18 protein-coding genes and 1 pseudogene are annotated in these 23,666 nt (G+C 73.4%); 9 read left to right on the forward strand and 10 right to left on the reverse strand.

The features are described 5' to 3' along the window. Window positions 1-189: 189 nt before the first annotated feature. Both AC29IT_RS22240 and AC29IT_RS22245 read left to right on the forward strand, forming a co-directional pair. Window positions 190-561, forward strand: coding sequence for a DoxX family protein (locus AC29IT_RS22240; RefSeq protein WP_358444788.1), 372 nt, complete (start codon window positions 190-192; stop codon window positions 559-561). A 46-nt stretch (window positions 562-607) separates the two neighbouring features. Further along, window positions 608-1,147, forward strand: coding sequence for a hypothetical protein (locus AC29IT_RS22245; RefSeq protein WP_488220001.1), 540 nt, complete (start codon window positions 608-610; stop codon window positions 1,145-1,147). Window positions 1,148-1,195: 48 nt separating this feature from the next. Here AC29IT_RS22245 and AC29IT_RS22250 read toward each other — a convergent pair whose 3' ends face one another. From AC29IT_RS22250 to AC29IT_RS22265, 4 genes are all read right to left on the reverse strand, one after another. Beyond that, window positions 1,196-1,810 (reverse strand): hypothetical protein, encoded by a 615-nt coding sequence (locus AC29IT_RS22250; protein WP_358444783.1) that lies wholly within the window; start codon window positions 1,808-1,810, stop codon window positions 1,196-1,198. Window positions 1,811-1,909: 99 nt separating this feature from the next. Then, window positions 1,910-5,485 (reverse strand): ATP-dependent helicase, encoded by a 3,576-nt coding sequence (locus AC29IT_RS22255; RefSeq protein ID WP_488220115.1) that lies wholly within the window; start codon window positions 5,483-5,485, stop codon window positions 1,910-1,912. A gap of 256 nt (window positions 5,486-5,741) precedes the next feature. Next, window positions 5,742-6,095, reverse strand: a complete 354-nt coding sequence (locus AC29IT_RS22260; RefSeq protein ID WP_358446930.1) for a hypothetical protein — start codon at window positions 6,093-6,095, stop codon at window positions 5,742-5,744. A gap of 242 nt (window positions 6,096-6,337) precedes the next feature. Further along, the gene (locus AC29IT_RS22265) at window positions 6,338-9,595 is read right to left on the reverse strand and encodes an ATP-dependent helicase (protein ID WP_488220002.1); all 3,258 of its coding nucleotides are present in this window, start codon (window positions 9,593-9,595) and stop codon (window positions 6,338-6,340) included. A gap of 196 nt (window positions 9,596-9,791) precedes the next feature. Here AC29IT_RS22265 and AC29IT_RS22270 point away from each other — a divergent pair. The 6 genes and pseudogenes from AC29IT_RS22270 to AC29IT_RS22295 form a co-directional block, all read left to right on the forward strand. Beyond that, window positions 9,792-10,028: pseudogene (locus tag AC29IT_RS22270) on the forward strand (chitinase); the annotation flags it as partial. 449 nt (window positions 10,029-10,477) lie between these two features. Further along, window positions 10,478-11,476: a chitinase gene (locus tag AC29IT_RS22275; RefSeq protein WP_488220003.1), complete on the forward strand. Its 999-nt coding sequence runs from the start codon at window positions 10,478-10,480 to the stop codon at window positions 11,474-11,476. Window positions 11,477-11,764: 288 nt separating this feature from the next. Further along, the gene (locus tag AC29IT_RS22280) at window positions 11,765-15,040 is read left to right on the forward strand and encodes a sensor histidine kinase (protein WP_488220004.1); all 3,276 of its coding nucleotides are present in this window, start codon (window positions 11,765-11,767) and stop codon (window positions 15,038-15,040) included. A 10-nt stretch (window positions 15,041-15,050) separates the two neighbouring features. After that, a complete protein-coding gene (locus tag AC29IT_RS22285; RefSeq protein ID WP_358445416.1) occupies window positions 15,051-15,473 on the forward strand; it encodes a roadblock/LC7 domain-containing protein in 423 nt (140 codons plus the stop codon). Next, on the forward strand, window positions 15,470-15,844 hold the full coding sequence (locus tag AC29IT_RS22290) for a DUF742 domain-containing protein (protein WP_358445413.1): 375 nt from the start codon (window positions 15,470-15,472) through the stop codon (window positions 15,842-15,844). The genes AC29IT_RS22285 and AC29IT_RS22290 overlap by 4 nt, the downstream gene beginning before the upstream one ends. 104 nt (window positions 15,845-15,948) lie before the next feature. Next, window positions 15,949-16,242, forward strand: a complete 294-nt coding sequence (locus AC29IT_RS22295) for an MGMT family protein (protein WP_358445410.1) — start codon at window positions 15,949-15,951, stop codon at window positions 16,240-16,242. 230 nt (window positions 16,243-16,472) lie between these two features. On the opposite strand, the gene AC29IT_RS22300 is transcribed toward AC29IT_RS22295, so the two are convergent. The 4 genes from AC29IT_RS22300 to AC29IT_RS22315 all read right to left on the reverse strand — a co-directional run bounded on the left by AC29IT_RS22300 (window position 16,473) and on the right by AC29IT_RS22315 (window position 20,803). After that, the gene (locus AC29IT_RS22300; protein ID WP_358445407.1) at window positions 16,473-17,318 is read right to left on the reverse strand and encodes a uroporphyrinogen-III synthase; all 846 of its coding nucleotides are present in this window, start codon (window positions 17,316-17,318) and stop codon (window positions 16,473-16,475) included. Between the two features lie 43 nt (window positions 17,319-17,361). Continuing rightward, window positions 17,362-18,159, reverse strand: a complete 798-nt coding sequence (locus AC29IT_RS22305; RefSeq protein ID WP_488220005.1) for a TIGR02569 family protein — start codon at window positions 18,157-18,159, stop codon at window positions 17,362-17,364. 225 nt (window positions 18,160-18,384) lie between these two features. Further along, on the reverse strand, window positions 18,385-19,569 hold the full coding sequence (gene moeZ, locus AC29IT_RS22310; protein ID WP_358445404.1) for an adenylyltransferase/sulfurtransferase MoeZ: 1,185 nt from the start codon (window positions 19,567-19,569) through the stop codon (window positions 18,385-18,387). A 187-nt stretch (window positions 19,570-19,756) separates the two neighbouring features. Further along, window positions 19,757-20,803, reverse strand: a complete 1,047-nt coding sequence (locus tag AC29IT_RS22315) for a DUF3152 domain-containing protein (protein ID WP_488220006.1) — start codon at window positions 20,801-20,803, stop codon at window positions 19,757-19,759. A gap of 289 nt (window positions 20,804-21,092) precedes the next feature. Here AC29IT_RS22315 and AC29IT_RS22320 point away from each other — a divergent pair, with 289 nt between their 5' ends. Then, window positions 21,093-21,716 carry a TetR/AcrR family transcriptional regulator gene (locus tag AC29IT_RS22320; protein ID WP_358445398.1) on the forward strand — a complete coding sequence of 208 codons (624 nt, stop codon included), beginning with the start codon at window positions 21,093-21,095 and terminating at the stop codon, window positions 21,714-21,716. A 64-nt stretch (window positions 21,717-21,780) separates the two neighbouring features. On the opposite strand, the gene AC29IT_RS22325 is transcribed toward AC29IT_RS22320, so the two are convergent. Together AC29IT_RS22325 and AC29IT_RS22330 are read right to left on the reverse strand one after the other, a co-directional pair. Further along, entirely contained in the window at window positions 21,781-22,680 is a 900-nt protein-coding gene (locus AC29IT_RS22325) for an alpha/beta fold hydrolase (protein ID WP_488220007.1), read from the reverse strand. Window positions 22,681-22,705: 25 nt separating this feature from the next. Beyond that, window positions 22,706-23,605, reverse strand: a complete 900-nt coding sequence (locus AC29IT_RS22330) for an AurF N-oxygenase family protein (RefSeq protein ID WP_358445393.1) — start codon at window positions 23,603-23,605, stop codon at window positions 22,706-22,708. Window positions 23,606-23,666 lie beyond the last annotated feature (61 nt).

The following is a 23,666-nucleotide window of genomic DNA, read 5'->3' on the forward strand; positions in this document are numbered from 1 at the left end:
CCGCCGCGCTTCACCACGGCGCCGCCTCGCGCCCGGTTTCGGCGTCTTCGCCCACGATTCCCCCGATTTCCGCTGGATCTGCTGCCGCCGAACATAACCCGAGGGGAAGGCGTGCACCGCGAGACCTCCCGTGCTCCGGGTCACCACGGGCATTGCCCGGAGGCGGTGCATCGTGCAACGCTGCGGCGCATGACTTTCCCCCGTTCGGCGCAGCTGCTGTCCGGTGTGCTCGCCACCGCCGGGGTGCTGCACTTCGCGAAGCCGGCACCGTTCGACTCCATCGTGCCGAAGCAGCTGCCCGGCTCCGCCCGCACCTGGACGCACCTGTCCGGCGTCGCGGAGCTCGGTTGCGCGGCGGCGGTGGCGCATCCGCGGACGCGCAGGTGGGGCGCGCTGCTCACCGCCGGGTTGTTCATCGCCGTGTTCCCGGCGAACGTGCAGATGGCGTGGGACTTCCGGCGCAAACCGCTGCCGCAGCGGGCCATCGCCTACGGCAGGCTCCCGTTGCAACTACCGCTCATCGCGTGGGCCCTGCGAGTTCGCTCGGGCGCAATCAAATAGCCACCGGACGTAGTCCACGACGGGTCTACCGGTTTACCATCTTCCGGTGCAGCAGCTTGAGCACGCCGCCGACGCGCTCGGCTGGCAGGGTCATCTGGTTCCGCACGTCGAGGTGCTCGGAGCGCGGTTCGCGGCCGTGACCCGCATCCGGCGGGACGTGCACCTCTGGCGCCGGGAGCACGGCTGGGCCCCGGAGGACGATCCGATGTGGTTCCGGTCCTGGTCGCAGCCGTCCATGCACGACCACCTGCCGGTCGCGGCCGTCGACGTCGTGGGCATCCTCGTCCCGGTGCGCAAGGCGAAGTACGGGCCGCGGGCGTGCGGCACGTTGATGACGCTCGCGCCGTGCAGCGTCGTGCTGCCGCGCGGACACCCGTACCGGCCGTGGCCGATGACCGAACTGGACTACTACGGCATCGGCGTGGTGGCCGACCACGGCGCGGAACCGTCCGAAGTGCTGCTGCCCCCGGAGGACCGCTCCCCCGAGTTCAGCTCGTCGCTGTTCGGCCGCTGGCTGCAGGAAGTGCTGTATTCCCTGGTGCTGCAACGGGATCCGGAGCTGGCGGAGAACCCGACGGGTTCCTGATCCCGCGCAGCGGCGGGCCCCGTCGGCACCGCCGCCGGTTCGGGGCGATCAGGACAGCACGTACTCGTGCCAGTTCATCCCGTGCGGGTTCCAGCCCAGCCCGCGGCCTTCCTTCGCGGCCCGCAGCGCCTGCATGGTGTGCGGCCAGCGGCGGATCACGTTGGCGACCGCGACCGGGGTCATCAGCTCGCTGGTGCGCCGGTGGTCACCGGGCCCGAGGAACGCGATTCCCCCTGCGGTGGACAGGATGTCGGTGAGCGGCGCCTGCCCGGACAGCGTGGTCTTCTCCACGCTGATCAGCGTGTTCGGGTGCAGGTCCGGGGGCCAGGTGCGCCGGTCCAGGTCGGCGGCGACGGGCTGGTCGCAGTTGCCGCAGCGGCACTCGAACTCACCGGTCCAGCCGTGCTTCGCCCAGGACCACACGACGCTGCCGCCCGGTTCCAGGTCGGACAGCGCCGCGACGTGCGGCCAGGCGCCGACGACCGCGTTGAGCATGGTGCGCTTGGTGGGCCGGGATTCGCCGCCGGGGCCGGTGAACGACCAGGTGCCCGCAGCGTCGCGGCTCACCCGGACCAGCGGCACGCGCAGCGACAGCACGTCGGTGTCGACGACGACTTCCGCCTCGGGCGGGGTGTTGAGCTTCCACTCCGTGTTCTGATCCATCCCGAGAATGTTCATGCGTCCGAACGGGCTACGACAAGATCCGCCACCCGAAGGTGTGGATCTCAGCCGTGTCGTGGACGGTCTCGACCCGTTCGTGCCTCACACGTCCGGTACTGAGGTGAGCAGCGCGCGCAGCCCGTCCCCGTCGAACAGGTCCGCGGGGCTGAGCGTGGTGTCGTGCCGGACGTAGTGGAACGCGGCGCGCACCCGCTCCAGCGGCACGTCCGCCAGCTCCGCCCACGCGAGCCGGTACGCGGCCAGCTGCACCGCCAGCGCGGGCACCTGGTCGTCGGCGGGGACCGCACCGGTCTTCCAGTCCAGCACCGTCCAGCCGCCGTCGGCGTCGGCGAACACGGCGTCCATCCGGCCGCGCAGCACGACGCCTTCGACCTGGGTTTCGAACGGCACCTCCACGCGGTGCGGCACCCGGTCGGCCCAGGAACCGCCCAGGAACGCCTCCTGGAGCCCGGCGAGGTCCTCCCGCGGCGGCGCGGTCTCGTCGGCGGCACCGGGGAGTTCGTCCACGTCGAGCAGCGCGCTGGAGGTGAACCGGTGCTCCAGCCAGGCGTGGAACGCGGTGCCGCGGCGGGCCATCGGGTTCGGCGGCATCGGCAGCGGCCTGCGCAGCCTGCGCGCGAGCGCCTCCGGGTCGGCGGCGAGCTCGACGAGGCGGCTGACCGAGAGGTGGCCGGGCAGCACGACCTGTTCGCGGCGGCGGGCGGCGGCCTCGCGCTCGGCGAGCAGCACGTCGACGTCGCGGGCCCAGTCGAGCTCCTCCGGGTCGGCCTCGGCGTCGGGGGCGTCGCCGGGCGGGCCTGGTTCGCCGGGGAGTGCGGCCACCGCGGGGGATTCGGGCTCGTCCGGGAAGCCCGGCTCGTCCGGGAATTCCGGTTCCTCGGGAAGGTCCGGCGCCTCGGGGAATTCCGGCTCCTCGGGGAGGTCGGGTTCCTCGGGCAGGACGAAGTCGTCGGGTTCGCCGTGGAACCCGGGTTCCGCCTGCGGGATCTCGGGCTCGCCGCCGGGATCGGGTTCGTCGAGGAACTCGGGTTCCGCCGGGAAGTCCGGCTCTTCCGGGAAGTCCGGCTCCGCCGGGAGTTCGGGTTCGGCGCGGGCGATCCCGGCTGCCACCGCAGTCCGCCCGATCCCGCCCGGCACAGCTCGGTCCACTGCGGACTCCGGCGTGGCCATCGCGGCCCGCACCAAGTCCGCCCCGGCCGCGACCGCGCTGCGCCGCTCCCCCAGCGGATCCGCGGGCCAGGACATCGACCGCAGCGCGTCGGCGAGCGGGTTCTCCGCGTCCTCGTCGGGTTCGTCCGCCCACCGCTGGATCTCGCCCGCGCCGCTGCCGCGCAGCACGTCGGCCAGTTCGGTGAGGAACGGCGACGGTCCCTTCGGCTTCTTGCCGCCTTCCTGCCACCAGTGCCCGGACAGCAGCAGCACGCGTTCGGATCGGGTCAGCGCCACGTACAGCAGCCGCCGCTCCTCGGTGAGCCGCCGGTCCTCGAACTCGCCGTCGTGGCGCTTGAGCTCGTCGCCGATCTCCTTGCGGTCCATGCCGCCCAGCCGGTCCAGGTCCAGGTCGGGCAGGTCCTGCGCGTCGCCGCGCATCGTCGCGGGCAGCTGGGTGACGGAGGTCAGCCACGAACCGGAGTGCCTGCGGCCGGGGAACACCTGCTGCACCAGGTGCGGGACGGCGACGACCTCCCATTCGAGGCCCTTCGCGGCGTGCGTGGTGAGCACCTGCACCCGGTCGTCGGCGACCTCCACCTCGCCGGGTTCGAGGCCGTCCTCGGCGCTCTCGGCGGCGGTGAGGTAGTCCAGCAGCGCGGACAGCGGGGCGGACGGGCTGGCGGTGGCGAAGTCGGTGACGACGTCGGCGAACGCGTCCAGGTGGATGCGGCCGGCCCCGACCGGGCGGGCGAGGCTCTCGATGTCCAGCAGCAGGGTCCGTTCGACGTCGGCGACGAGCTCCGGCAGCGGCTGGTCCATCCGGCGCCGCAGCGCGGCCAGTTCCTTGCCGAGCCGCTGGATCCGCTCGTACCCGGCGGCCGAGTAGCCCTCCGGCGCGCCGGGGTCGTCGAGCGCGTCGACCAGCCCGGCCTGTTCGGCGTGCTCGCCGGGCAGCTGGTCGGCCACCTCCTCGCCGCCGTCGGGCGCGCCCGCGCCGAGCCGCCGGGCGCGCTCCCACAGCGCGGCCACGTCGGCCGCGCCGAGGCGCCAGCGGGCACCGGTGAGCAGCCGCATCGCCGCCGACCCGGCGAGCGGTTCGACGAGCACCCGCAGCGCGCTCACCAGATCCCGCACCTCCGGTTCGTCGAGGAGCCCGCCGAGCCCCACGACCTCCACCGGCAGCCCGCGTTCCCGCAGCGCCCCGGCGAGACCGGCCATGTCGGAGCGCCGCCGCACCAGCACGGCCGCGGTCGGCGGGGCCCCCGTCTCGTCGAGCACCGCGTGCCACTGCTCGGCGATCCGGTCGGCGACCCAGTCCCGTTCGGTGCGCACGTCCTCGACCAGCACGGCCCGGATGTCGCCCGCCCCGGCGCCGTCGCGGGCGCGCAGCTCGTCGACCTCCAGCCCGGCGTCGCGCAGCGGTGCGGAGGCGGCGTTGGCGAGGCTGAGCACTTCCGGCGGGTTGCGGAAGCTGGTCAGCAGCCCGTAACGCCGGGCGGGCACGGCCCTGCCGTCCTCGGCGCGCGGGAAGTCCGTGGTGAACCGCGGCAGGTTCGCGGCACTGGCCCCGCGCCAGCCGTAGATGGCCTGCGCGGGGTCGCCGACGGCGGTGACCGGCAGCGGATCGGTGCCGGGCGCGGCACCGCCGAACAGGGCGCGCAGCAGGACGCGCTGGGCGTGCCCGGTGTCCTGGTACTCGTCGAGCAGCACCGCGCCGTAGCGCTCCCGCTCGCCCGCGACCACTTCGGGGTGCCCGGTGGCGAGCAGCGCGGCCAGCGACATCTGGTCGGCGAAGTCCATCGCCGCGTCACGCCGCTTCTGCTGCTGGTAGGCCTCCAGCAGCGGCAGCAGCGCGGCCCGCAGCCGCTGCGCCGCGATGATCTTCGTGAGGTCCTGGGGCAGTTCGGCGCGCTGCCGCTTCGCCCGCGGCGCGTCCTCGATGAGGCGGCTGAGCCGTTCGGCGTGCTCCCGCAGCCGGTCCGGGCGCACCAGGTGCTCGGCGAGCTCACCGGCCAGCGACAGCAGGTAGCTCGTGACGGTGGCCGGCACCTTCTCGGTGTCCAGGTCTTCGGTCCAGGTGGACACGACGCGGTGCGCGAGCTGCCAGGACGCGGTCTCGGTGAGCAGCCGCGCGCCCGGTTCCACCGGGATCCGCAGCCCGTGCTCGCCGACGAGCCTGCCCGCGTACGCGTGGTAGGTCAGCACGGTCGGTTCCTCGGCGAGGACCTGGCCGCGCAGCACCCCGCTCGGATCGACCTCGTCGAGCAACCCCGATCCGGCGAGCCGCCGCAGCCGCGCCCGCACCCGGTCGGCCAGCTGGCGGGCGGCCTTGCGGGTGAAGGTGAGGCCCAGCACGTGTTCCGGGGTGACGAACCGGTTCGCGACCAGCCACACCACGCGGGCGGCCATCGTCTCGGTCTTGCCCGCGCCCGCACCCGCGACGACGAGCGCCGGTTCGGCGGGGGCGGCGATCACCGCGGCCTGCTCGGGCGTCGGCGGGTGCATCCCGAGCCCTTGGGCGATGCGGTGCGGGCTCAGCAGTTCCGACACGCCCCGATCCCCTTCCACGCTCACGTCACCGGTTCCCCGCCGGTTCTAGCACTCCGCACCGCCGCCGCGGCCGAGCGCCCCGCCGGTACCGCAGGTCAACGGCCCGCTCGCCCGGCCCGACCGCGCCGGTGGACCGTTCACCCGCCGTCGGCGGTACCGGGTCGGGTTCTCGATCCCGCGGCCGCCGGGGCGATCGGCCGCACCGGCCGGGTCAGCGGCGCTTCTTGGTGGGGGACACCGGCTTCAGCTGCCGCTCGCACTCGCAGTTGCTGTCGTACACGGCCTCCGCGGTGATCGTCGGCCCCTCGTTGAGGCCGGTCACGATCGTCTCGCCGCGCTGCGATTCGGCGAGCCAGATCTCGGTCTCGTCGGTGAACGCGACCTCGTCCTCGGTGAGCCCCATGGCGGCGCGCAGGGTGCCGGCGAGCCAGGCCGCGACCTCGTCGGGCGAGTGCATGACCTCGTCGGGGTCGAGCATTCGCCGTTCCGCGGCGCTCAACGCGTGGGTCAGCGCGGACCGCTCGACGTATCCGTGGTGGTGCAGGCCGTTCGAGTGCTGCGCCATGACTTCCCCTTCATTGCCGGATCCACACCAACGTAGCGGCCCGCCGCTCCCCCTTTCGAACTCCGCACCGACGTGATCGCGAATCTCACCCCGCAGACGGGCTGCCCGGGGGCCGGGCCGCTCGGCCGCCCGACGGGGGCGGCGAGTGCACGACCACCGCGTCGCCGTGCCCACCGGCCGGGCCGATCACCCGCGCGGGAGCACCGGGCGGGTGACGCAGGCCATAGCACCGCGGCGCCCCATCACTGCCCGACCTGGCGGCCTTCCGGGTGGACGGGGCAGGACGGGCGGGCCGGGCAGCGGGGGCAGTCGGAGTTCTCGGCGGCGAGGTAGGCGGGACCGACGCTGGCGGCGCCCGCGTCCTGCACGACGTCCAGCCACACCCGCAGCCGTTCCTCGTCGAGGCCGTCCTGGGCGCGTTCGGTCCACGGGCCCTGCCGGGAGGGCTTGGCGACGTAGAGCAGCCGGGCGCCGCCGGGTTCGGCGCGCTCGTCGTCGCCGTCGGAATCCCCGGAGCCCCCGGAATCCCCGGATTCCGCGGAGAACGCGCCGAGCGCGGCGGCCAGCTGGTACACGGCGAGCTGCGGGTGCTCCTGCGCTTCGTCGCCGCTGACCGCCGATTTGCTGGTCTTCACGTCGACGACGACGGGCCTGCCGCCGCCGTCGGCTTCGAGCCGGTCGACCCGGCCGCGCAGCCGCAGCCGCGGGCCGCCTTCCCGGCTCGGCACCTCCAGGTCGAGGTCTCGTTCGACGCCGAGCTGGGTGAGCTCGCCGCGGCTGCTCTCCAGCCAGCCGAGGAACGCGTCGAGCATGCCCTCGACCCGCCGCCGCTCGTGCCGGGAGAACCAGGGCGCGCCCGCGTCGACCTGCTGCCACGCCTGGTCGAGGGCGGTGCGCAGCTGGTCGCGGTCGGCGCCTTCGGCGGCCTTCTCCACCAGCGCGTGCACCAGGGTCCCGGTGACGGAGGCGAGTTCGGCGGCGTCCTCCCCGCCGTGGCGCTGCACCATCCAGCGCAGCGGGCACTTGCTCAGCACATCCACTGTGGACGGCGAGATGCGGACGGCTTCGCCCGGGCCGGTCAGCGGTTGCGCGGTGGAGCTCTCCGGCAGGCCGTACCAGGAATCCGGGTCGGCGCCGGGAATTCCGGCGCGGGCGAGCCGGGCGAGCTGGGTCGCGGCGCGTTCCCGGCGGCCCGGTTTGGCCTCCCCGTCGCACACCACCTTGCGCAGTTCGGCGACGAGTTCGCCCAGCACCAGCCCGCGTTCCGGCCGCAGCAGCGGGCGCTGCTCGGCGTCGGAACCGAGGCCCTCCAGCTCGTCGAGGAACCGGGACGGCTGCTCGTCCTCGCCGCGCACCGCGCTCACCAGCAGCGTCCGCCGCGCGCGTCCTGCCGCGACCAGCAGCAGCCGCCGCTCCTCGGCCAGCAGCGGTGCGGTCGCCGACACCCGCTCCTGCTCGTCCACCCCGGACAGCAGGTCCACCAGCCGGCCGGTGTGCAGCAGCGAGCCGCGCAGCCGCAGGTCCGGCCAGGTCCCCTCCTGCACGCCGGGGATCGCCACCACCTGCCACTCGCGGCCCGCCGAAGCGTGCGCGGTCAGCACCGACACCGCGTCCCCGGCCGGGGCGGTCGCGGCGAGGCTGCTGCCGGTGATGCGCTGCTTGCGCAGCTCGTCGACGAAACCGGCGATGTCCGAGCCCGGTTTGCGGTCCGCGTACTGGGCGGCGGCGTCGAACAGCGCGACCACCGCGTCCAGGTCCCGGTCCGCCTGCGCGCCCGCGATGCCGCCGCGCTCGGAGGACGCGACCCAGCGCCTTTCCAGGTCGCAGGCCTTCCACACCCGCCACAGCGCCTCTTCCACGCCCTGTGCGGACACCTCGGCGGCGGTGGCGAGCAGCGCGGCGACCCGGCGGGCCGGGCGGGCCGCGGCGTCCTCCAGCCCGGCGAGCCGGTCCCGGTCCCGCAGCACCTCCACCAGCAGTTCGCCGCTGGAGCGCTGCCCGCCGGTGGCCTTCTGCAGCCGCAGCAGCCCGCGCCGCAACCGGCGCAGCGCCAGCGGATCGGCACCGCCCAGCGGGGAGGTCAGCAGCTGTTCGGCGGCGTCCGGGTCCAGCGCCGCCGGGTTCGCCGCGCAGTGCACCAGGGTCAGCAGCGGCCGGACCGCGGTGCGGTGCGCGAGCGGCACGTCGTCCACCGGCAGCACCAGCGGCACTCCGGCGGCGAGCAGCGCGCGGCGCAGCACCGGCAGCGACTGCCCGGTGGAGCGCACGATCACCGCCATGTCCGACCACGGCACCTCGTCCAGCAGGTGCGCGCGGCGCAGCTGGTCGGCCACCCACGCCGCTTCCTGCGCCTGGGTGCCGAGCAGCCGCACCTGCACCGAGCCGCCGTCGCCGTCCGGCGGTCGCAGCGCGCGCTGAGGTCCGGCGCCGGGCAGCCCCTCGATCAGCCTGCCGACCGCGGCGTGCACCGCGGGAGACATCCGGTGCCCGGTGGTGAGCACTTCGGTGCGGTCGGCCGCGGCGGCGGTGAAGCAGCCGGGATCGGCGCCGCGGAAGGAGAACACCGCCTGGTCCGGGTCCCCGGCGAGCAGGAACTCGCGCGCCGTGCCGCCGAGCAGCCGCAGCAGCTCGAACTGCTGCGGGTCGAGGTGCTGGGCGTCGTCGACGAGCAGGTGCCGCACCCGGTCCTGCTCGGCGGCCAGCAGCGCCCGGTCGTTGCGGAAGGCCAGCAGCGCCTGGGCGACGAGTTCCGCCGCGTCCAGCTCGGCACCACCGTGACCGCCGCCGCGCAGCAGCGTCACCTGCTCGTACTGCACGCCGAACCGCCCGGCGGCCACCCATTCGGGACGGTCGTGCTGCTGCCCGAGTTCGATCAGCCTGCTCGGGCCGATGCCGCGTTCGGCGACGCGCAGCAGCAGGTCGCGCAGTTCCCCGGCGAAGCCCTCCACCGGCAGCGCGGCGCGCAGCGACTCCGGCCAGTGCCGCGCGCCGCCCTCGATGTCCCCGTCCAGCAGTTCGCGCACCAGCGCGTCCTGGTCGGGGCCGTTGAGCATCCGCGGCGGGGCGGAACCGGCGCGCACCGCCTGCAGCCGCAGCACGGCGAACGCGTAGGAGTGCACGGTGCGCACCAGCGGCTCCGGCGCGGTGCGCAGTTCGGACCCCGCGGTGAGCCGCCGGGTGATCTGCGCGCGCATCCGGGTCGCGGCGGCCCGATCTGCGGTGAGGACCAGCACGTTCTCCGGGTCGGCGCCGCCGCGCAGGATGCGGTCGGCGGCGACCTCGGCGATCAGCGAGCTCTTGCCGGTGCCGGGCCCGCCGAGCACCCGCACGGTGCCGCCATCGCCGTCCAGCACCCGCCGCGCGGGCTCGTCCCAGCTCAGCCGCTGTGCACCGCCGGACCGGCGCACCAGCAGCGGTGCCGAGCGGCGGTGCTGCTCACCCGAGGCCGAGCGGCGGGACGTGTCGCGCTCTCGACCGGGGGCGCTCTTCGGGGCGGGCATGCCACCGATGGAATCACGGGGCACCGACGCCGAACCCGCAGGCCACGCCGCGCGACTCGGGGGGATGGCGCATCCCCGCTCTGCCGCGGATGCCGCGCGCCACCGCCTCCGAGCGCACGACGACTCGCTGATCAGCACCGACGCGGCCGGAATTCGCGATCGACGAGGACTGCTACGAAGGTCGGAGACGCGCTGCACGCCCGCGTTCATCAAGGCCGCCGACGGCGCCTGCACGCCGGCCCGGGACGGCCGGCGCCCGCTGGACGGCCCGGACGGGGACACCATCGCGGAGATCCGAGCCGGTGGCGGCGACGTGATCCCGTCCATCGGCGGCTGGGCGGGCGACGAGCTCGGCGAGACCTGCCAGGACCCGGCGTCCCTGACCGCGGCCTACCAGCAGGTGATCGACACCCACGGCTTCACGGCCATCGACGCCGCTTCACCTCCCGGTCGGTCAACCGCGACCGGCCGTGCGAGGGCGAGCGCACCGACGCCTGCGGCGGTACCGAGCAGCGGCCGTGGGAGTGCACCGCCGTCGTGGCGGGCTTCGCCGGCTGATCCGGCCGTGTGCGAGGCCGTGCCGTGCCGCCCGCCGGGGCCGCGCGGCACGGCGCCACCGCTGGAGAACGAGTCGGATAAACGGTAATTTCCCAGCCTTTTCCCATTCTGCCGTGAATGCTCCGGAAAAACTCCCTTGTGGACACATCAATTCGCTGGCCAGGGCCGATACAGATCAGGACAGTAAAGATCCGCCAAGGCCCCGAAGAGCCCACGCGAATGATTCTTTTGGTGGTACGAACCAATTTCGGGTTCTGCGAGAGTCCCGCTGTGCCGCGGCCCCCGACCGCGGCCCCAGAACACGGAAACCCCGAAGGAGGACCAGTGGGCAAGCTCCGCAAGAACGTGCTCACCCTGGCCGGTACCGGTGTCGCCGTCGCCTGCGCGGCCACCCTGTCCGCCGCGCCCGCGTTCAGCGCCGACGAGGACGTCGCGCCGATGGCCGACAGCCCGGTCGCCGCCTCGCCCTACCTCTACAACGGCTGGGGCAACCCGCCCGCGCCCGGCGAGGTGCAGCAGGCCAGCGGGGTCAAGGACTTCACGCTCGCCTTCATCAACGCCGACGGCACCTGCAACCCGGCGTGGGACGGCACCCGCCCGCTGGACGGCCAGGACAAGGCCACCATCGACGAGATCCGCGCCGGTGGCGGCGACGTGGTCCCCTCGATCGGCGGCTGGAGCGGCAACAAGCTCGGCGAGGTCTGCACCGACGCGCAGTCCCTGGCCGGCGCCTACCAGAAGGTGATCGACGCCTACGACCTCAAGGCCATCGACGTCGACATCGAGAGCACCGAGGTCGAGACGCCCGCCTCCCGCGACCGCGTGATCGAAGCGCTGAAGATCACGAAGGAGGCGAACCCCGGCATCAAGACCGTCGTCACCTTCGGCACCACCACCACCGGGCCGAACGAGAACGGCAAGGCGATGCTGGCCAAGGCCAACGAGATCGGCGCCGACATCGACGTGTGGACGCAGATGCCGTTCGACTTCAACGGCACCGACATGGCGCAGGACACGATCACCACCACCGAGGCCCTCAAGGAGCAGGTGGCGACGACCTTCGGCTACGACGAGGCCGCGGCCTACGCGCACGTCGGCATCTCCTCGATGAACGGCGACACCGACCAGGAAGCCGAGCACGTCGACGTGGCCGCCTTCCAGAAGATGGCCGACTACGCGAAGGAGAAGGGCCTCGGCCGCTTCACCTTCTGGTCGGTCAACCGCGACCGGCCGTGCGACGGCGGCGGCGACGTCAGCAGCTGCAGCGGTGCCGAGCAGCAGCCGTGGGAGTACTCGTCCATCGTGGCGGGCTTCGCGGGCTGATCCGGCCGCACGAACGCGATTGCGCCGCACGTCCCAGCACCCGCTGGGTCGTGCGGCGCAGTGCTGATCCACCTTCCCGACAGTTGATCTTGCCGTGCTAGCATCGCGGCGGTTTCATGCGGGAACAGCGAAGTCGGGGGACACCGGGCCGCGCGTCCGATCGCCATGCCCCGCGAACCCGTCTCCCTCAGCACGACGTCCGCCCTTGACGGCGTCGGCGTTTCGCACGCCGCCGAGACCACCGCGACGCGCCTCGTCGCGGGCACCGGCACACACGGGTGGGACGTAGTGCAGAAGCTCGATGACTGGCGCCTCGGCCGCCGCAGCATCCGCGACCGCCTCTACGGCGTGGTCCTGATACCCGGCATCGCGCTGCTGGTGCTGTGGACGGCCATCAGCGGGGTCACCCTCTACGACGGGTTCCACCTGCGCGGCATCGCCGCCGGGGTGCGGGACGTGTCGCTGCCCGCGATGCGGGTGCTGGCCTCGGCGCAGAAGGAACGCACGCTGAGCCTGCTGTACGCGGCGGCACCGGACCAGCCCTCCCCCGGCTCGGTGCGGGACCGGCTCGACCGGCAGCGGGCCGCCACCGACCGGTCGCTGACCGCGATGCGCGAGGCCGCCGACCCGACGCTCGAACAGGCGCCGGACGCGGTCGCGGACCGGATGCGCTCGCTCGACCGGATCATCGCCGAACTGCCCGTGATCCGGGCCGAAGTGGACGGTGCGCAGACCGACCGGGCGCGCATCCACGGCTACTACAACGGGTTCGTCGACGCGGGCTCCGCGCTGTTCGAGCAGCAGGCGCGGCTGTTCCCCGATTCGGCGGTCACCCAGGGCGGGCTGCGCGCGGACGGCTTCTTCACCGCCGCCGACCGGATGTCCCGAGCCGCCTCGCTGGTCACCGACGGGCTGCGCGGCGGCACCTTCACCACCGCCGACCACCTGGACTTCACCCGGCTCAGCGGCGCCTACCACCTGGAGCTGCAGGCGCAGGCGGCCTCGGCGCCGCCGGACGTGCGGGCCCGCTACACCGAGATCACCTCGTCGCCGCAGTTCCGGCACCTCACCGAACTGGAGGAGCAGCTCGTCGAGCGCGGGCCGTGGTCCGATTCCGACCCGGCCGTCGCCGGACCGCCGCCGATCGACGTGAACGACTGGCTGACCACCAGCGACCTCGTCGCCGACGACCTCACCACGCTGGCCTCCACCCAGGCGCAGCGCACCGCCGCGGCCGGGATGGAGGCGGGAGACCGCAGCCTGCTCCAGGTGGCCGTCGGCAGCGTGCTCGCGCTGCTGGTGATCCTGGCCGCGATCCTCGTGGCGCTGCGGGTGTCCCGCGGGCTGTCCCGGCGGCTCAACGGCCTGCGCGACGACACGCTGGTGCTCGCCGACGGGCAGCTGCCGGAGATCGTCGCCCGGCTGCGCCGCGGCGACCGCGTCGACCTCGACCGCGAGGTCGCCCACCTCGACTACGGCCGGGACGAGATCGGCCAGGTCGCCGAGGCCTTCAACACCGCCCAGCGCACCGCCGTGTCCGCGGCCGTGCAGGAGGCGCAGGCCCGCGAGGGCGTGCACACCGTGTTCCTCGGCATCGCCGGGCGCAGCCAGGCCCTCGTGCACCGGCTGCTCACCACGATCGACCGGCTGGAGCGCGAAGAGCAGGACCCGGACCGGATGGCGCTGCTGTTCAGCCTGGACCACCTCGCCACCCGGGCACGGCGCAACGCCGAGAACCTGATCATCCTGGGCGGCGGGCGGCCGGGACGCCGCTGGTCGCGCCCCATCGAACTCGCCGACGTGCTGCGCAGCGCCGTCGCCGAGACCAAGCACTACGCGCGGGTGCGGGTGCAGCGGCCGCCGGACCTGGCGCTGCACGGCGACGCGGTCGCCGACACCGTGCACCTGCTGGCGGAACTGCTGGACAACGCCACCTCGTTCTCCCCGCCGGAATCGCGGGTGAACATCCACAGCCACACCGTGGCCCGCGGCGTCGTCGTCGAGGTGGAGGACCGCGGGCTCGGCATCGCCGACGAGGACCTCGAAGCCGCCAACGCGATGCTGTCCGGGCCGCCGGAGTTCGACGCGATGGCGCTGCGCTCGGACAGCAGGCTCGGCCTGTTCGTGGTGGCGCGGCTGGCGGACCGGCACGAGATCTCGGTGGAACTGCGGACCTCCGCCTACGGCGGGACGCGAGCGGTCGTGCTGCTGCCGTCGAAGCTGATCGTGGAGCCGATCGAACCGGACCCGGCGGAAGCGCACACCGCGCAGTTCCCGCGGATCCGCGCGGAACGGGCCGCGGCCGCCGGGACGACCGAGATCGGGACGACGGGTTTCGAGACGGCGCTGCCCGAGGACTCCTGGCCGGCTGCCGAGATCGCGAGCACCGGCGGCGCGAGCACCGCGGCCGAGCAGGCGGCCGCGGACCTCGCCGCGGCGCCGGACACCGGTGCGGCCGCGACGGAATCCGCCGACTCCGGCGGTGCGACCGAATCCGGCGGTGCAGCCGAGTCCAGCGGTGCAGCCGAGTCCGGCAGCACGCCCGGCCCCGGCAGTACGGCGAACTCCGGCAGCCCGATGAACCCCGGCAGGAACCCCGGCAGCCCAGCGAACCCCGGCAGCACGACGAAATCCGGGAGCACGACGGACTCCGAGCCCGCGGCGAACTCCGACGACGCGACGGTCACCGATCCCACCGGTGCGCTCACCGCGGACGCCGAGACCACCGATCCGGAGTTCCCGACGATCGAACACCCCGACGCCGACGCCCCGGCCGCCGAACCCGGCGAGCCGGCCCCGGCCGACCCAGGCACGGACGCCCCGGACGTCGCGAGCCCGGACGCAGCGAGCCCGGACAAGGGGACTCCGGCTGCGGCCATCGGGAATTCGGCCGACGACCCCCGGCCCGAAGTCCCCGACACCGACGACGCCCCCGGTACGGCCGGCACCCCGGCGACGGCGGAGTCCGACGAGCACTCCTGGCCGTCCGACACCGAAGATCCGGACCTAGCGGACACCGGCGCCGAAGGCTCCGCGGCGCTGGAACGAACGCCACCCGAGCGGTCAACCGAAGTCACCGCTTCGGGCGACGACGCCCCGCCGGAGCACGGCTACCGTGCGGACGGAGGGGAACCGATCGAGCCCGAACAGCACGCCGATTCGGCGCTCGACGCGGCATGGCCGACCGAGGAACCCGCAGGCGACGCGGATCCGGTCACCTGGCCGGAAGACCCGGCTCCGGGGAGCACCGATCGCACCGGAAACCGGTCCGGCACCGCGCCGTCCGGCACCTCCGACGCGGACCAGGCCACGACGGACGACGACAGCACCGAAACCGGCGGAGCTCCCGCAGCGGACCAGGACGATTCCCCGGTCCCGCTGCCGCGCCGCCGCAAGCGCGCCAACCTCGCCCCCGAGCTGGCCCGCGAACAACCCGAAGAGGAGGACCGGTCGACATCCGGATCCCGCTCCGCAGCGGAGATCAGGTCCCTGATGTCGGCCATCCAGCGCGGCACCGACCGCGGCCGCAAGACCGACCCGGACTCGGGCCCGACCGATGAGTGAGGGATGCGCAGTGCAGGACACGAGCACCACGACCGACTTCGAGCTGGGCCGGTTGCTGGGTGATCTGGTCGGCGGCGTCGCGGGGGCCCGCCACGCCGTCGTGCTCTCCACCGACGGCCTGGTGGTCGAGCACTCGCCGGAACTGTCCGCTGTGGACGCCGAAGCGCTGGCCGCGACGGCGTGCGCGCTGCACGGGCTCGCGCGCGGCACCGGGCGCCGGTTCGGCGGCGGTTCCATCCGGCAGACGGTGGTGGAGATGGACCACGCGTTCCTGTTCGTCACCGCCGCCGACAGCGGTTCCTGCCTCGCGCTGCTCGGCGAGGAGCACGCCGACGTGGGCCTCATCGCCTACGAGATCAACCTGTTCGTCCAGCGGGCGGGCCGGGCCATCGAGTCCGCGCCGCGCTCCCGGCTGAGCCCCACGGCGACGTGACCTCGCGGCGGGCGGGCGGGGACGGGTGGCGCGACAGCGCCGCCGGCCCGCTCGTGCGCCCGTACGCGATGACCCGCGGCCGCACCCGCGCGGCCGCCGCCGAGCTGGACCGCGGCACCCTCGTTGTCGCGGTCCCGGAACCGTCCGACGCCGTGGAGTGGGACGCCGACCGGGAACGCATCCTGCTGCTGTGCGCGCAGCCCCGGTCCATCGCCGATCTGGCGGCGGCGTTGGAGATCCCGGTGGTGGTGGCGAAGGTCCTGGTCTCCGACCTGCTCGACGAGGGAGACCTGAGCATTCCGCTGACCCCGCAGCGCGAACCGGACCACGCCCTGCTGCAGGCCGTGCTCGATGGCATTCGCCGCTTGTAATAGCGGCTGCTCCAGGTGAATGGCCCATCAGCCCGGCGATCTCGGGCGAATGGGCCATTCACCTGGAGATTCGCGGCGGAGGGGTGCTCTGGGAGACTGCTCGGGTGGACGAGGAAACCTTGGAACGGGTCCGGGACGTGGTCATCTCCATCCCCGCCGGATCGGTGCTCGGCTACGGCGATGTGGCGGAGCTGGCGGGTCTGCGCTCGGCGCGGCTGGTGGGCCGCATCCTCGCCGAGGACGGCGCCGACATCCCCTGGCACCGGGTGCTGCGCTCGGACGGCCTGACCGCCGAGCACCTCCGCAGGCGCCAGCTGGAGCTGCTGCGCGCGGAGGGCGTGCTGGCCGACGGGCCGCGGGTCAACATGCGCCGCTACCGCTGGTCCGGCCCGGCCTGATCGTCCCCGCCGCCGCGGGATCGAGCGTCCCGGTATCAAGGGACGCGCCCCGGCGTCCCGCGGTCAAGCGTCGCGAGATCCAGCGTCACGGGATCCAGCACCGCGCGACCCAGCACCGCGCGACCCAGCGTCACGGGATCCAGCGTCGCGGGATCAAGTGTCCCGAGATCAGCCGCCGCGATGGATCAGCCACCGCGGCGGACCAACCGTCGTGGACCAACCGCGGTGGATCAGCCGTCACCGCGGGCGAACCCGGGCGCCTCGTCGGCGATCAGGCGGACCAGGGCCGCGGTGCGGGCGCGCTCGGGCTGCACGTGCGGCAGGCCTTCGCGGGCGATCGGGGCAGCGGTGACCGGGCCGACGCAGGCGATGAGCACGTTCTCCCGCAGCGCCGCCAGCAGCGCCTCCCCGCGACCGGTGCGCCGCGCCCGCGCCAGGAAGTTCGTCGCGGCGGGCGCGCTCGTCAGCGGCAGCACCCGCACCTCGCCGTCGATCACCGCGTCGATCAGCGCGTCCAGCGGCGCCAGGTCCACCGGGTCGGTCCAGCGGTACACCGCGATCGGCAGCACCTCGGCTCCTGCCGCGCGCAGCCGCTCCCGGAAGTCGGTCATCGGGTCGCCGTGCAGCTGCACCACGACCCGCGCCCCGGCCACGCCCTGGGCGAGCAACCGGTCGAGCACGTCGGCGACCTCTTCGGTCGGTGCCGTGTAGCTCTCGCGCAGCCCGGCCCCGCGGATCGCGCCGCGCGCTTTCGCCCCCCTGGCCAGCAGTTCCGCCGAGCCCAGGTGGTCGAGCAGCCGCTCCCCCGCGCCGTGCGCCCGCGCCGACTCGATCCAGCCGCCGAAGCCGCTGCCGGTCACCGCCACCACGTGCTGCACCGGCCGGGCCAGCACCGCTTCGGTCGCCGCGATCAGCTCGGCGTCGTCGTCGACCGGGACGGTGTGCATCGCGGCGCCGTAGCGCACCTCGGCGCCGCGGCGGGCCAGCAGCGCGCCCAGCTCCGCGGCCTTGCGCTCGGCGGTGATGCCCGCGGTGAATCCGCGCAGCGGTTCGGTGTCCTCGACGTCCTCAGCCACCGCACCATCGTCACACCCGCGCGTGCGGGCGCGCCGGGGCGGGTCAGAGCACTTCGAGCACCATCTGCGACGCGTGCTCCAGCCCGCCCAGCGACGCGGTGGTGGACCGCGGGTGCAGCGCGTGCACCGCGAGGCGGAACAGCAGCGCCCGCAGCAGCGCCTGCGGCCAGTCCGTCAGGTGCGACCAGCGCTCCACGATCGCCGCGTCCGAGCCGCCCCAGGACAGCGCGTCGATCACCGCGACCGCCGCCGCCCACTCGGCGGGCCGCCAGAACGGGGAGAAGTCGATGATGCCGGGCGGCGCGTTGCCCGCGAACATCACGTTGCCGAACAGGTCGCCGTGCACCACCTGCGGCCGCAGCTGGGTGCGGCGGCGCGATCCGGCGAGGACGTCGTAGAGCCGACCGCCCTTGTCCAGCGGCAGCGGGTAGTCCTCCTCGCCCCACGACATCCGGTCCGCGAGCGCGTAGATGTCCTGCCGCGCGTCGAGGAACCGGGGCCGGGTGAGCACGCTGCTCGCCGCGTGCAGCCGCAGCGACATGGCCACGACCTCGTCGTGCCGCGGTTCCGGGCGTCCGGTGATGTCGCGGCTCGCGGACCAGCCGGAGACCACCCAGCGGCCGTCGGTGGAGCGGACCGGTCTGCCGACCCGCACCTCGTCCGGCTCCAGCAGGTCCAGGGTCTGCGCCACCCAGGCGGCTTCGGCGGTGTTCGCGGCCGGTTTGAGCACGACCTCGCCGCAACGCCAGGCGACGCCGCCGTTGAGCAGTTCGGCGTCCTCCCCGCGCGCACCGAACGCCGCTCGTACGTGCGACGGGGGCGGCTCCGGAGTTCCAGTCACGGCGCAGACGCTACATCGGAGATCCCCGAATGGGGGTCAGGCGCTCCGCAGATCGCGACCTGCGGGAAATCGTGATCCGGGCACCGCGGCGGTCCGACGACGACCGGCCCGGCCCCCGGAAGTGCGGGGACCGGGCCGGTCTCACCTGCGCTGAGCAGGCACTTCGTCGATCTTCGCGATGGTTCCGGCCATCGCGCACCGCCCGCGCACGGGCGGCGACCTGGATCAGTAGGTCGGCAGGCTGGTATCGACCTCGTTAGCCCATCCGAGGACACCGCCACCGACGTGGACGGCGTCCGAGAACCCGGCCTTGTGCAGCGCGGCGAGCGCCTCGGCGGAGCGGCCGCCGGACTTGCAGTGCAGCACGATCTGCCGGTCCTGCGGCAGTTCCGCGAGCGCGGCGCCGGACAGGATGCGGTCCTTCGGGATGAGCGTGGAGCCGTCGATCTTGACGATCTCGTACTCGTGCGGCTCCCGGACGTCGATCAGCTCGAACTTGTCGCCGCGGTCGAACTTCTCCTTGAGCTCGCGCGGAGTGATCGTGCTGTTCACCGCGGCCTGCTGCGCGTCGTCCGAGACGACGCCGCAGAACGCTTCGTAGTCGATCAGCTCGGTGATCTTCGTCGCGTTCGGGTCCTTGCGGATCTTGACGGTGCGGTAGCTCATCTCCAGCGCGTCGTAGATCATCAGGCGCCCGAGCAGCGTCTCGCCGATGCCGGTGATCAGCTTGACCGCCTCGGTGGCCATGATCGAACCGATGGAGGCGCACAGCACGCCCAGCACGCCGCCCTCGGCGCAGGACGGCACCATCCCGGGCGGCGGCGGCTCGGGGTACAGGTCCCGGTAGTTCGGGCCCTTCTCCTCCCAGAACACGCTGACCTGGCCTTCGAACCGGAAGATCGAGCCCCACACGTAGGGCTTGCCGGACAGCACCGCCGCGTCGTTCACCAGGTAGCGGGTCGCGAAGTTGTCGGTGCCGTCCAGGATCAGGTCGTAGTCGGCGAAGATGCCCAGCGCGTTGTCCGAGGACAGGTGCACCTGGTGCAGGTTGACCTTGACGAACGGGTTGATCTCGGCGATCGAGTCGCGCGCCGACTCCGCCTTCGGCCTGCCCAGGTCGGACTGGCCGTGGATGACCTGGCGGTGCAGGTTCGACTCGTCGACGGCGTCGAACTCGACGATGCCGATGGTGCCGACCCCGGCCGCGGCCAGGTACAGCAGCGCCGGACTGCCGAGCCCACCGGCGCCGATCACCAGGACCTTCGCGTTCTTCAACCGCTTCTGCCCGTCCATCCCGACATCCGGGATGATCAGGTGGCGGCTGTAGCGCGCGACCTCTTCCTTGGTCAACTCCGCCGCCGGCTCGACGAGCGGCGGTAGCGTCGTTGCCTGGGCTGAATCGCCGGACATCTCCCAGCTCCTCCTCAGTGGTCCTCACCTCGTCGTTCGCCCGCAGCCGCGAGCACGACGAGCGTCCGCGCCCGACATCGGCGTGGCCGAACGGGCGCGGAAGGTGCAACGCCAGAGTGGCGGATGGTCTTCCCGCTTCCCAAACTACTCCCACCATCCGGGAACGGGGTGGCCGAGCGCACGGGGATCAGCTGCCGGAATCCCCGACGGGGAACGGCCAGGCGTTGTACTTGCAGACGAAGCCGTCGGCGGGGATCTCGGTGCCCTGCGGCACCGCCTTGTTCAGCTCGTGCAGCTCGTTGTTGGAGGTGCTGAACGTCTGCTGCATCATCACCGGCGCCAGCCCGCCCTGCTTCCCGCACGGCACGTGCCCGTTGCCGAACACGTGGCCCACCTCGTGGTTGATGGCGTAGCGCCGGTAGGTGCCGATGTCGCCCTCGAAGGCGACCGCGCCGCGCACCCAGCGGGCCGCGTTGATGTAGACCCGGTCGGAGATCCGGCAGGACGTGTCGAACGGCAGCCCGCTGCCGTAGCCGCAGATCTCCCGCGCCGTGTTCTGGCTGACCAGCGTCACCCGGAAGTCCGGGGACGCGGAGCCGTCGACCCGCTGCAGCGCGATGTCCCCGGCCTGCCGGTTGGTCCAGCTGCGCGGGTCGGCGAGGGTCTCCTGGGTGAGCTGGGCGAACGAGTCGTTGCCCTCGGCCAGCTTCACCCCGACCTCGACCTCCACGGTGTAGCGGTACAGGTCGTCGCCCGCACCGACCTTCGGCGAGGTGCCGGGCAGCACGGTGAAGGTCCGGCCGCCGACCTCGGGCAGCGGGGAGCCGGGCGGGAGTTCGGCGGAGAACATCTTCGCGCTGTAGGTCTGCCCCGGCGGAGCCTCGGTCACCACCGGCGCCTCGGGCACGTCCGGCGCCTGCGCGTGCGAGACGCCGTCGTCGCCGAGCTGCCGGGCGTCCGGGTCGACGGACTGGAACACGGCCAGCGCGGTGACCACCACCAGCAGCGGGACCGCGTAGATCCGCCAGCCGTACAGCGACCAGGCCCGATTCCGCCCGCGCCGCGGTGGTTCCGGCTCGTCCAGGTCGTAGTCGCGCTCGTCGAACGGCCGCCAGGACGCGGCCAGCGGCTCGTCGGGGCGGGGCTTGCGGCGCCCGTGGGGAACGGCGGAACCATCCGCCTGGTCCGAACGGCCTGCGGCGGCGTCACGGGATCGTCTCGGGGGGCGCGGCACGGTACAAGCGTGCCACAGCACGATCGGGGTCAACGAGGCTGTGGCCAGCGAGATCCACCGCCACCTCGAAGATCACCCGTTTCGGGGCGGCTGAGCACCGTTGCCCGATTTCGACGTCACCGAGCGCGCCTGCGGCCGCGGAACCGGACCCCGCACCCGGTCTCCCCGTGCCCCGGGAGTGCGATACGACGCCGGATGAGGTCGAGAACGGCCTTTACCCACGAGTAAGGTTAGGGCTTCCCGGCTGGAGCAAGACCAGCACGTGACGGAAGGACGGGTGGAGGCAGGCATGACGGAGACCGCCGCGCAGCCGAGCAGGGGCGTTCGGCTGCCCCGCGACGCCCGCCGGGCACAACTGCTCACCGCCGCCCAGCACGTGTTCGTCACCAACGGCTACCACGCGGCCGCGATGGACGACATCGCCGAGCACGCGGGCGTCAGCAAGCCCGTCCTGTACCAGCACTTCCCCGGCAAGCTGGAGCTGTACCTGGCGCTGGTGGAGATGCACGGCGGCGAGCTGGTGCGCCGGGTGCGGCAGGCCATCGAGACCACCCCGGACAACCGGCAGCGGGTGCGGGCGGCGGTCGGCGCGCTGTTCGAGTTCGTCGACGGCGAGGGCCAGGCGTTCCGACTCGTCTTCGAATCGGACCTGCGCGGGGAGCCCGCGGTGGACAAGGCGGTGGACGGCGCGCTGTCGGACTGCGTGGACGCGGTCGCCGAGGCCGTCACCGCGGACGCGGGCCTCGACCCGGAGCGGGCGCGGCTGCTGGCGTTCGGCCTGGTCGGGTTGAGCCAGGTGACCGCCCGCTACTGGCTGGACGAGACGGAGTCGGTGCAGCGCGACGAGGCGATCACCCTGATCACCACCCTGGCCTGGAAGGGCCTCTCCGGCTTCCCCCTGCACAACGCCTGACGGACCCGCCGAAGACGAACGGCCCGTCCGACCGCACCAGGTCGGACGGGCCGTCGCCGTTCCGTCAGCCGCCGGGGAGCAGTTCCACGATGCGGTCCGCGACCTCGTCGGTGCGCTCCAGCGGGAGCATGTGCCCGGCCCCCGAGTAGAGCAGCAGCCGCGCGTCCGGCAGCGCGTCGGCGATGCGGCGGGCGTGCGGCAGCGGGCACAGCCGGTCCTTGCCCCCGGCGAGCACCACGACGGGGATGTCGCGCAGCGCTTCGAGCGCGTGCACCCGGTCGTGCTCGGCGAGGGAGGTGCGGAACCCGGCGAGGCTCGGCGGGTGGCAGGCCGCGACCCAGTCGGCGGTGGCGGCGACGTCGGCCGCGTCCGGGGAGGCGCCGAACAGCAGCCAGCGCATCCCGGGGCGCAGCGCCCGCGAGTTCCGGACCAGCCGGCCGCCGCCGGACTTCGCGAGCAGGCCGCGCACCCCGAGCTCGGCGCGGTTCGCGACGGCGGCGACCGGGCCGGGCAGACCGAGCGTGGGCGCGGCGAGGTTCCCGCTGGAGGTGGCGACGAGCGCGGCGCCGGCGATCCGCGCGGCGAACAGCTCCGGGTGCCGCTCGGCCAGCGCCATGATCGTCATGCCGCCCATGGAGTGCCCGGCGAGCACGATCGGCCCGGTGGGCACCCGCTGCTCGATGAGCTCGGCGACGTCGTCGGCGCAGCGCTCGATGGTGGCCGTGCCCGCGGGCGCCGGATCGGATTCGCCGTGCCCGCGCAGGTCGAACCGCAGCACGCGGACGTCGGCCTGGTGCAGCACTTCGTCGATGACCCGGTCCCAGGTGTGCGTGGTGAGGGTCCAGCCGTGCACGAGCAGCAGCGTGCTGCCCGCGTCGGCGGGGCCGTGCTCGTGCACCCGGAGCCGGACGCCGTCGCCGGTGGTGAAGGTGCTCGTGTCCGCGCCGGAGGCGGTGGTGGTCATGGCGGTCCTGTTCTGGGTGGAGGGGTCAGCGGATGAGGAACGACTTGCGCCAGAAGGGCATGCCGGGCCCGCCGATCAGCCCCGCCTCGTCCAGGAAGCCCATGATCTTCTCGCCGCCCCAGTGCAGGGTGTGCTGGAAGTTCGGGTTCCGCCACGCCGCGGCGTGCGCGTCCCTGGGCCGCAGGCCGACGGCCGCGTACACCCGCGGGTTGATCAGGCTGAAGCAGATCGCGTAGGAGACCAGCGCGGTCGCGAACTGGTGCCAGGCGCGTTCGGCCGGGCCGCACCCGGCCATCCGCCGGACCACCTCCTCGCGGGCGAAGGTGACGTGCCGCGCCTCTTCGAGCACGTGGATGCGGTTGACCATGCGCACCAGCGGCTGCACGGACTCGTCGTTCATCTGGTCGCGCTGGAAGCGGTCCAGGATCTCCTCGGCGACGAGGATCGCGGCGTACGCGGAGGGTCCCTTGAGGATCGCGGGCAGCGCCCGCCCGGCCTGGCGCAGCAGCGGCACCGGCCCGTAGGCGGGGGCGCCGACGCGGCGGACGGCCTTGCCGAACATGGTGGAGTGCCTGCACTCGTCGGCGATCTCGGTGAGCGCGTAGTGCGCGTGGTCGGTGCGCGGGTCGGAGTCGTAGAACTCCTTGAGCAGGATCTGCATCAGCAGCACTTCGAACCACAGGCCGTTGGAGGCGATGCTGGCGAACTCGTGCTTGGTCAGCTCGACGCGCTGCGCGTGGTCGAGGCGCTCCCACAGGTCCGTGCCGTAGAGGCTGCTGCGGTGGAACGGGACGTAGGGGGCGTCGTCGAGCAGCGGCGCGTCCCAGTCGATGTCGACCTCGGGGTCGTAGCTGTTCTTCGCCGACGACTTGAGCAGCCGAGCGGCGGTCTTCTCCCGGTCGTTCACCTGCACGGTCCTGGTCATCTCGGGGCCTCCCTGCCCTACCACCGGCATTGCATGTTACTTCGAGTAACAGCTACCTTGG

This window comes from Saccharopolyspora sp. MMCC62 (assembly GCF_057736575.1).

Excerpts from the sequence above, each read along its gene's own strand:
- AC29IT_RS22240 (WP_358444788.1), top strand. The coding sequence starts at position 190 with ATGACTTTCCCCCGTTCGGCGCAGCTGCTGTCCGGTGTGCTCGCCACC.
- AC29IT_RS22250 (WP_358444783.1), bottom strand. The coding sequence starts at position 1,810 with ATGGATCAGAACACGGAGTGGAAGCTCAACACCCCGCCCGAGGCGGAA.
- AC29IT_RS22255 (WP_488220115.1), bottom strand. The coding sequence starts at position 5,485 with ATGCACCCGCCGACGCCCGAGCAGGCCGCGGTGATCGCCGCCCCCGCC.
- AC29IT_RS22260 (WP_358446930.1), bottom strand. The coding sequence starts at position 6,095 with ATGGCGCAGCACTCGAACGGCCTGCACCACCACGGATACGTCGAGCGG.
- AC29IT_RS22265 (WP_488220002.1), bottom strand. The coding sequence starts at position 9,595 with ATGCCCGCCCCGAAGAGCGCCCCCGGTCGAGAGCGCGACACGTCCCGC.
- moeZ (WP_358445404.1), bottom strand. The coding sequence starts at position 19,569 with ATGTCCGGCGATTCAGCCCAGGCAACGACGCTACCGCCGCTCGTCGAG.
- AC29IT_RS22320 (WP_358445398.1), top strand. The coding sequence starts at position 21,093 with ATGACGGAGACCGCCGCGCAGCCGAGCAGGGGCGTTCGGCTGCCCCGC.
- AC29IT_RS22325 (WP_488220007.1), bottom strand. The coding sequence starts at position 22,680 with ATGACCACCACCGCCTCCGGCGCGGACACGAGCACCTTCACCACCGGC.
- AC29IT_RS22330 (WP_358445393.1), bottom strand. The coding sequence starts at position 23,605 with ATGACCAGGACCGTGCAGGTGAACGACCGGGAGAAGACCGCCGCTCGG.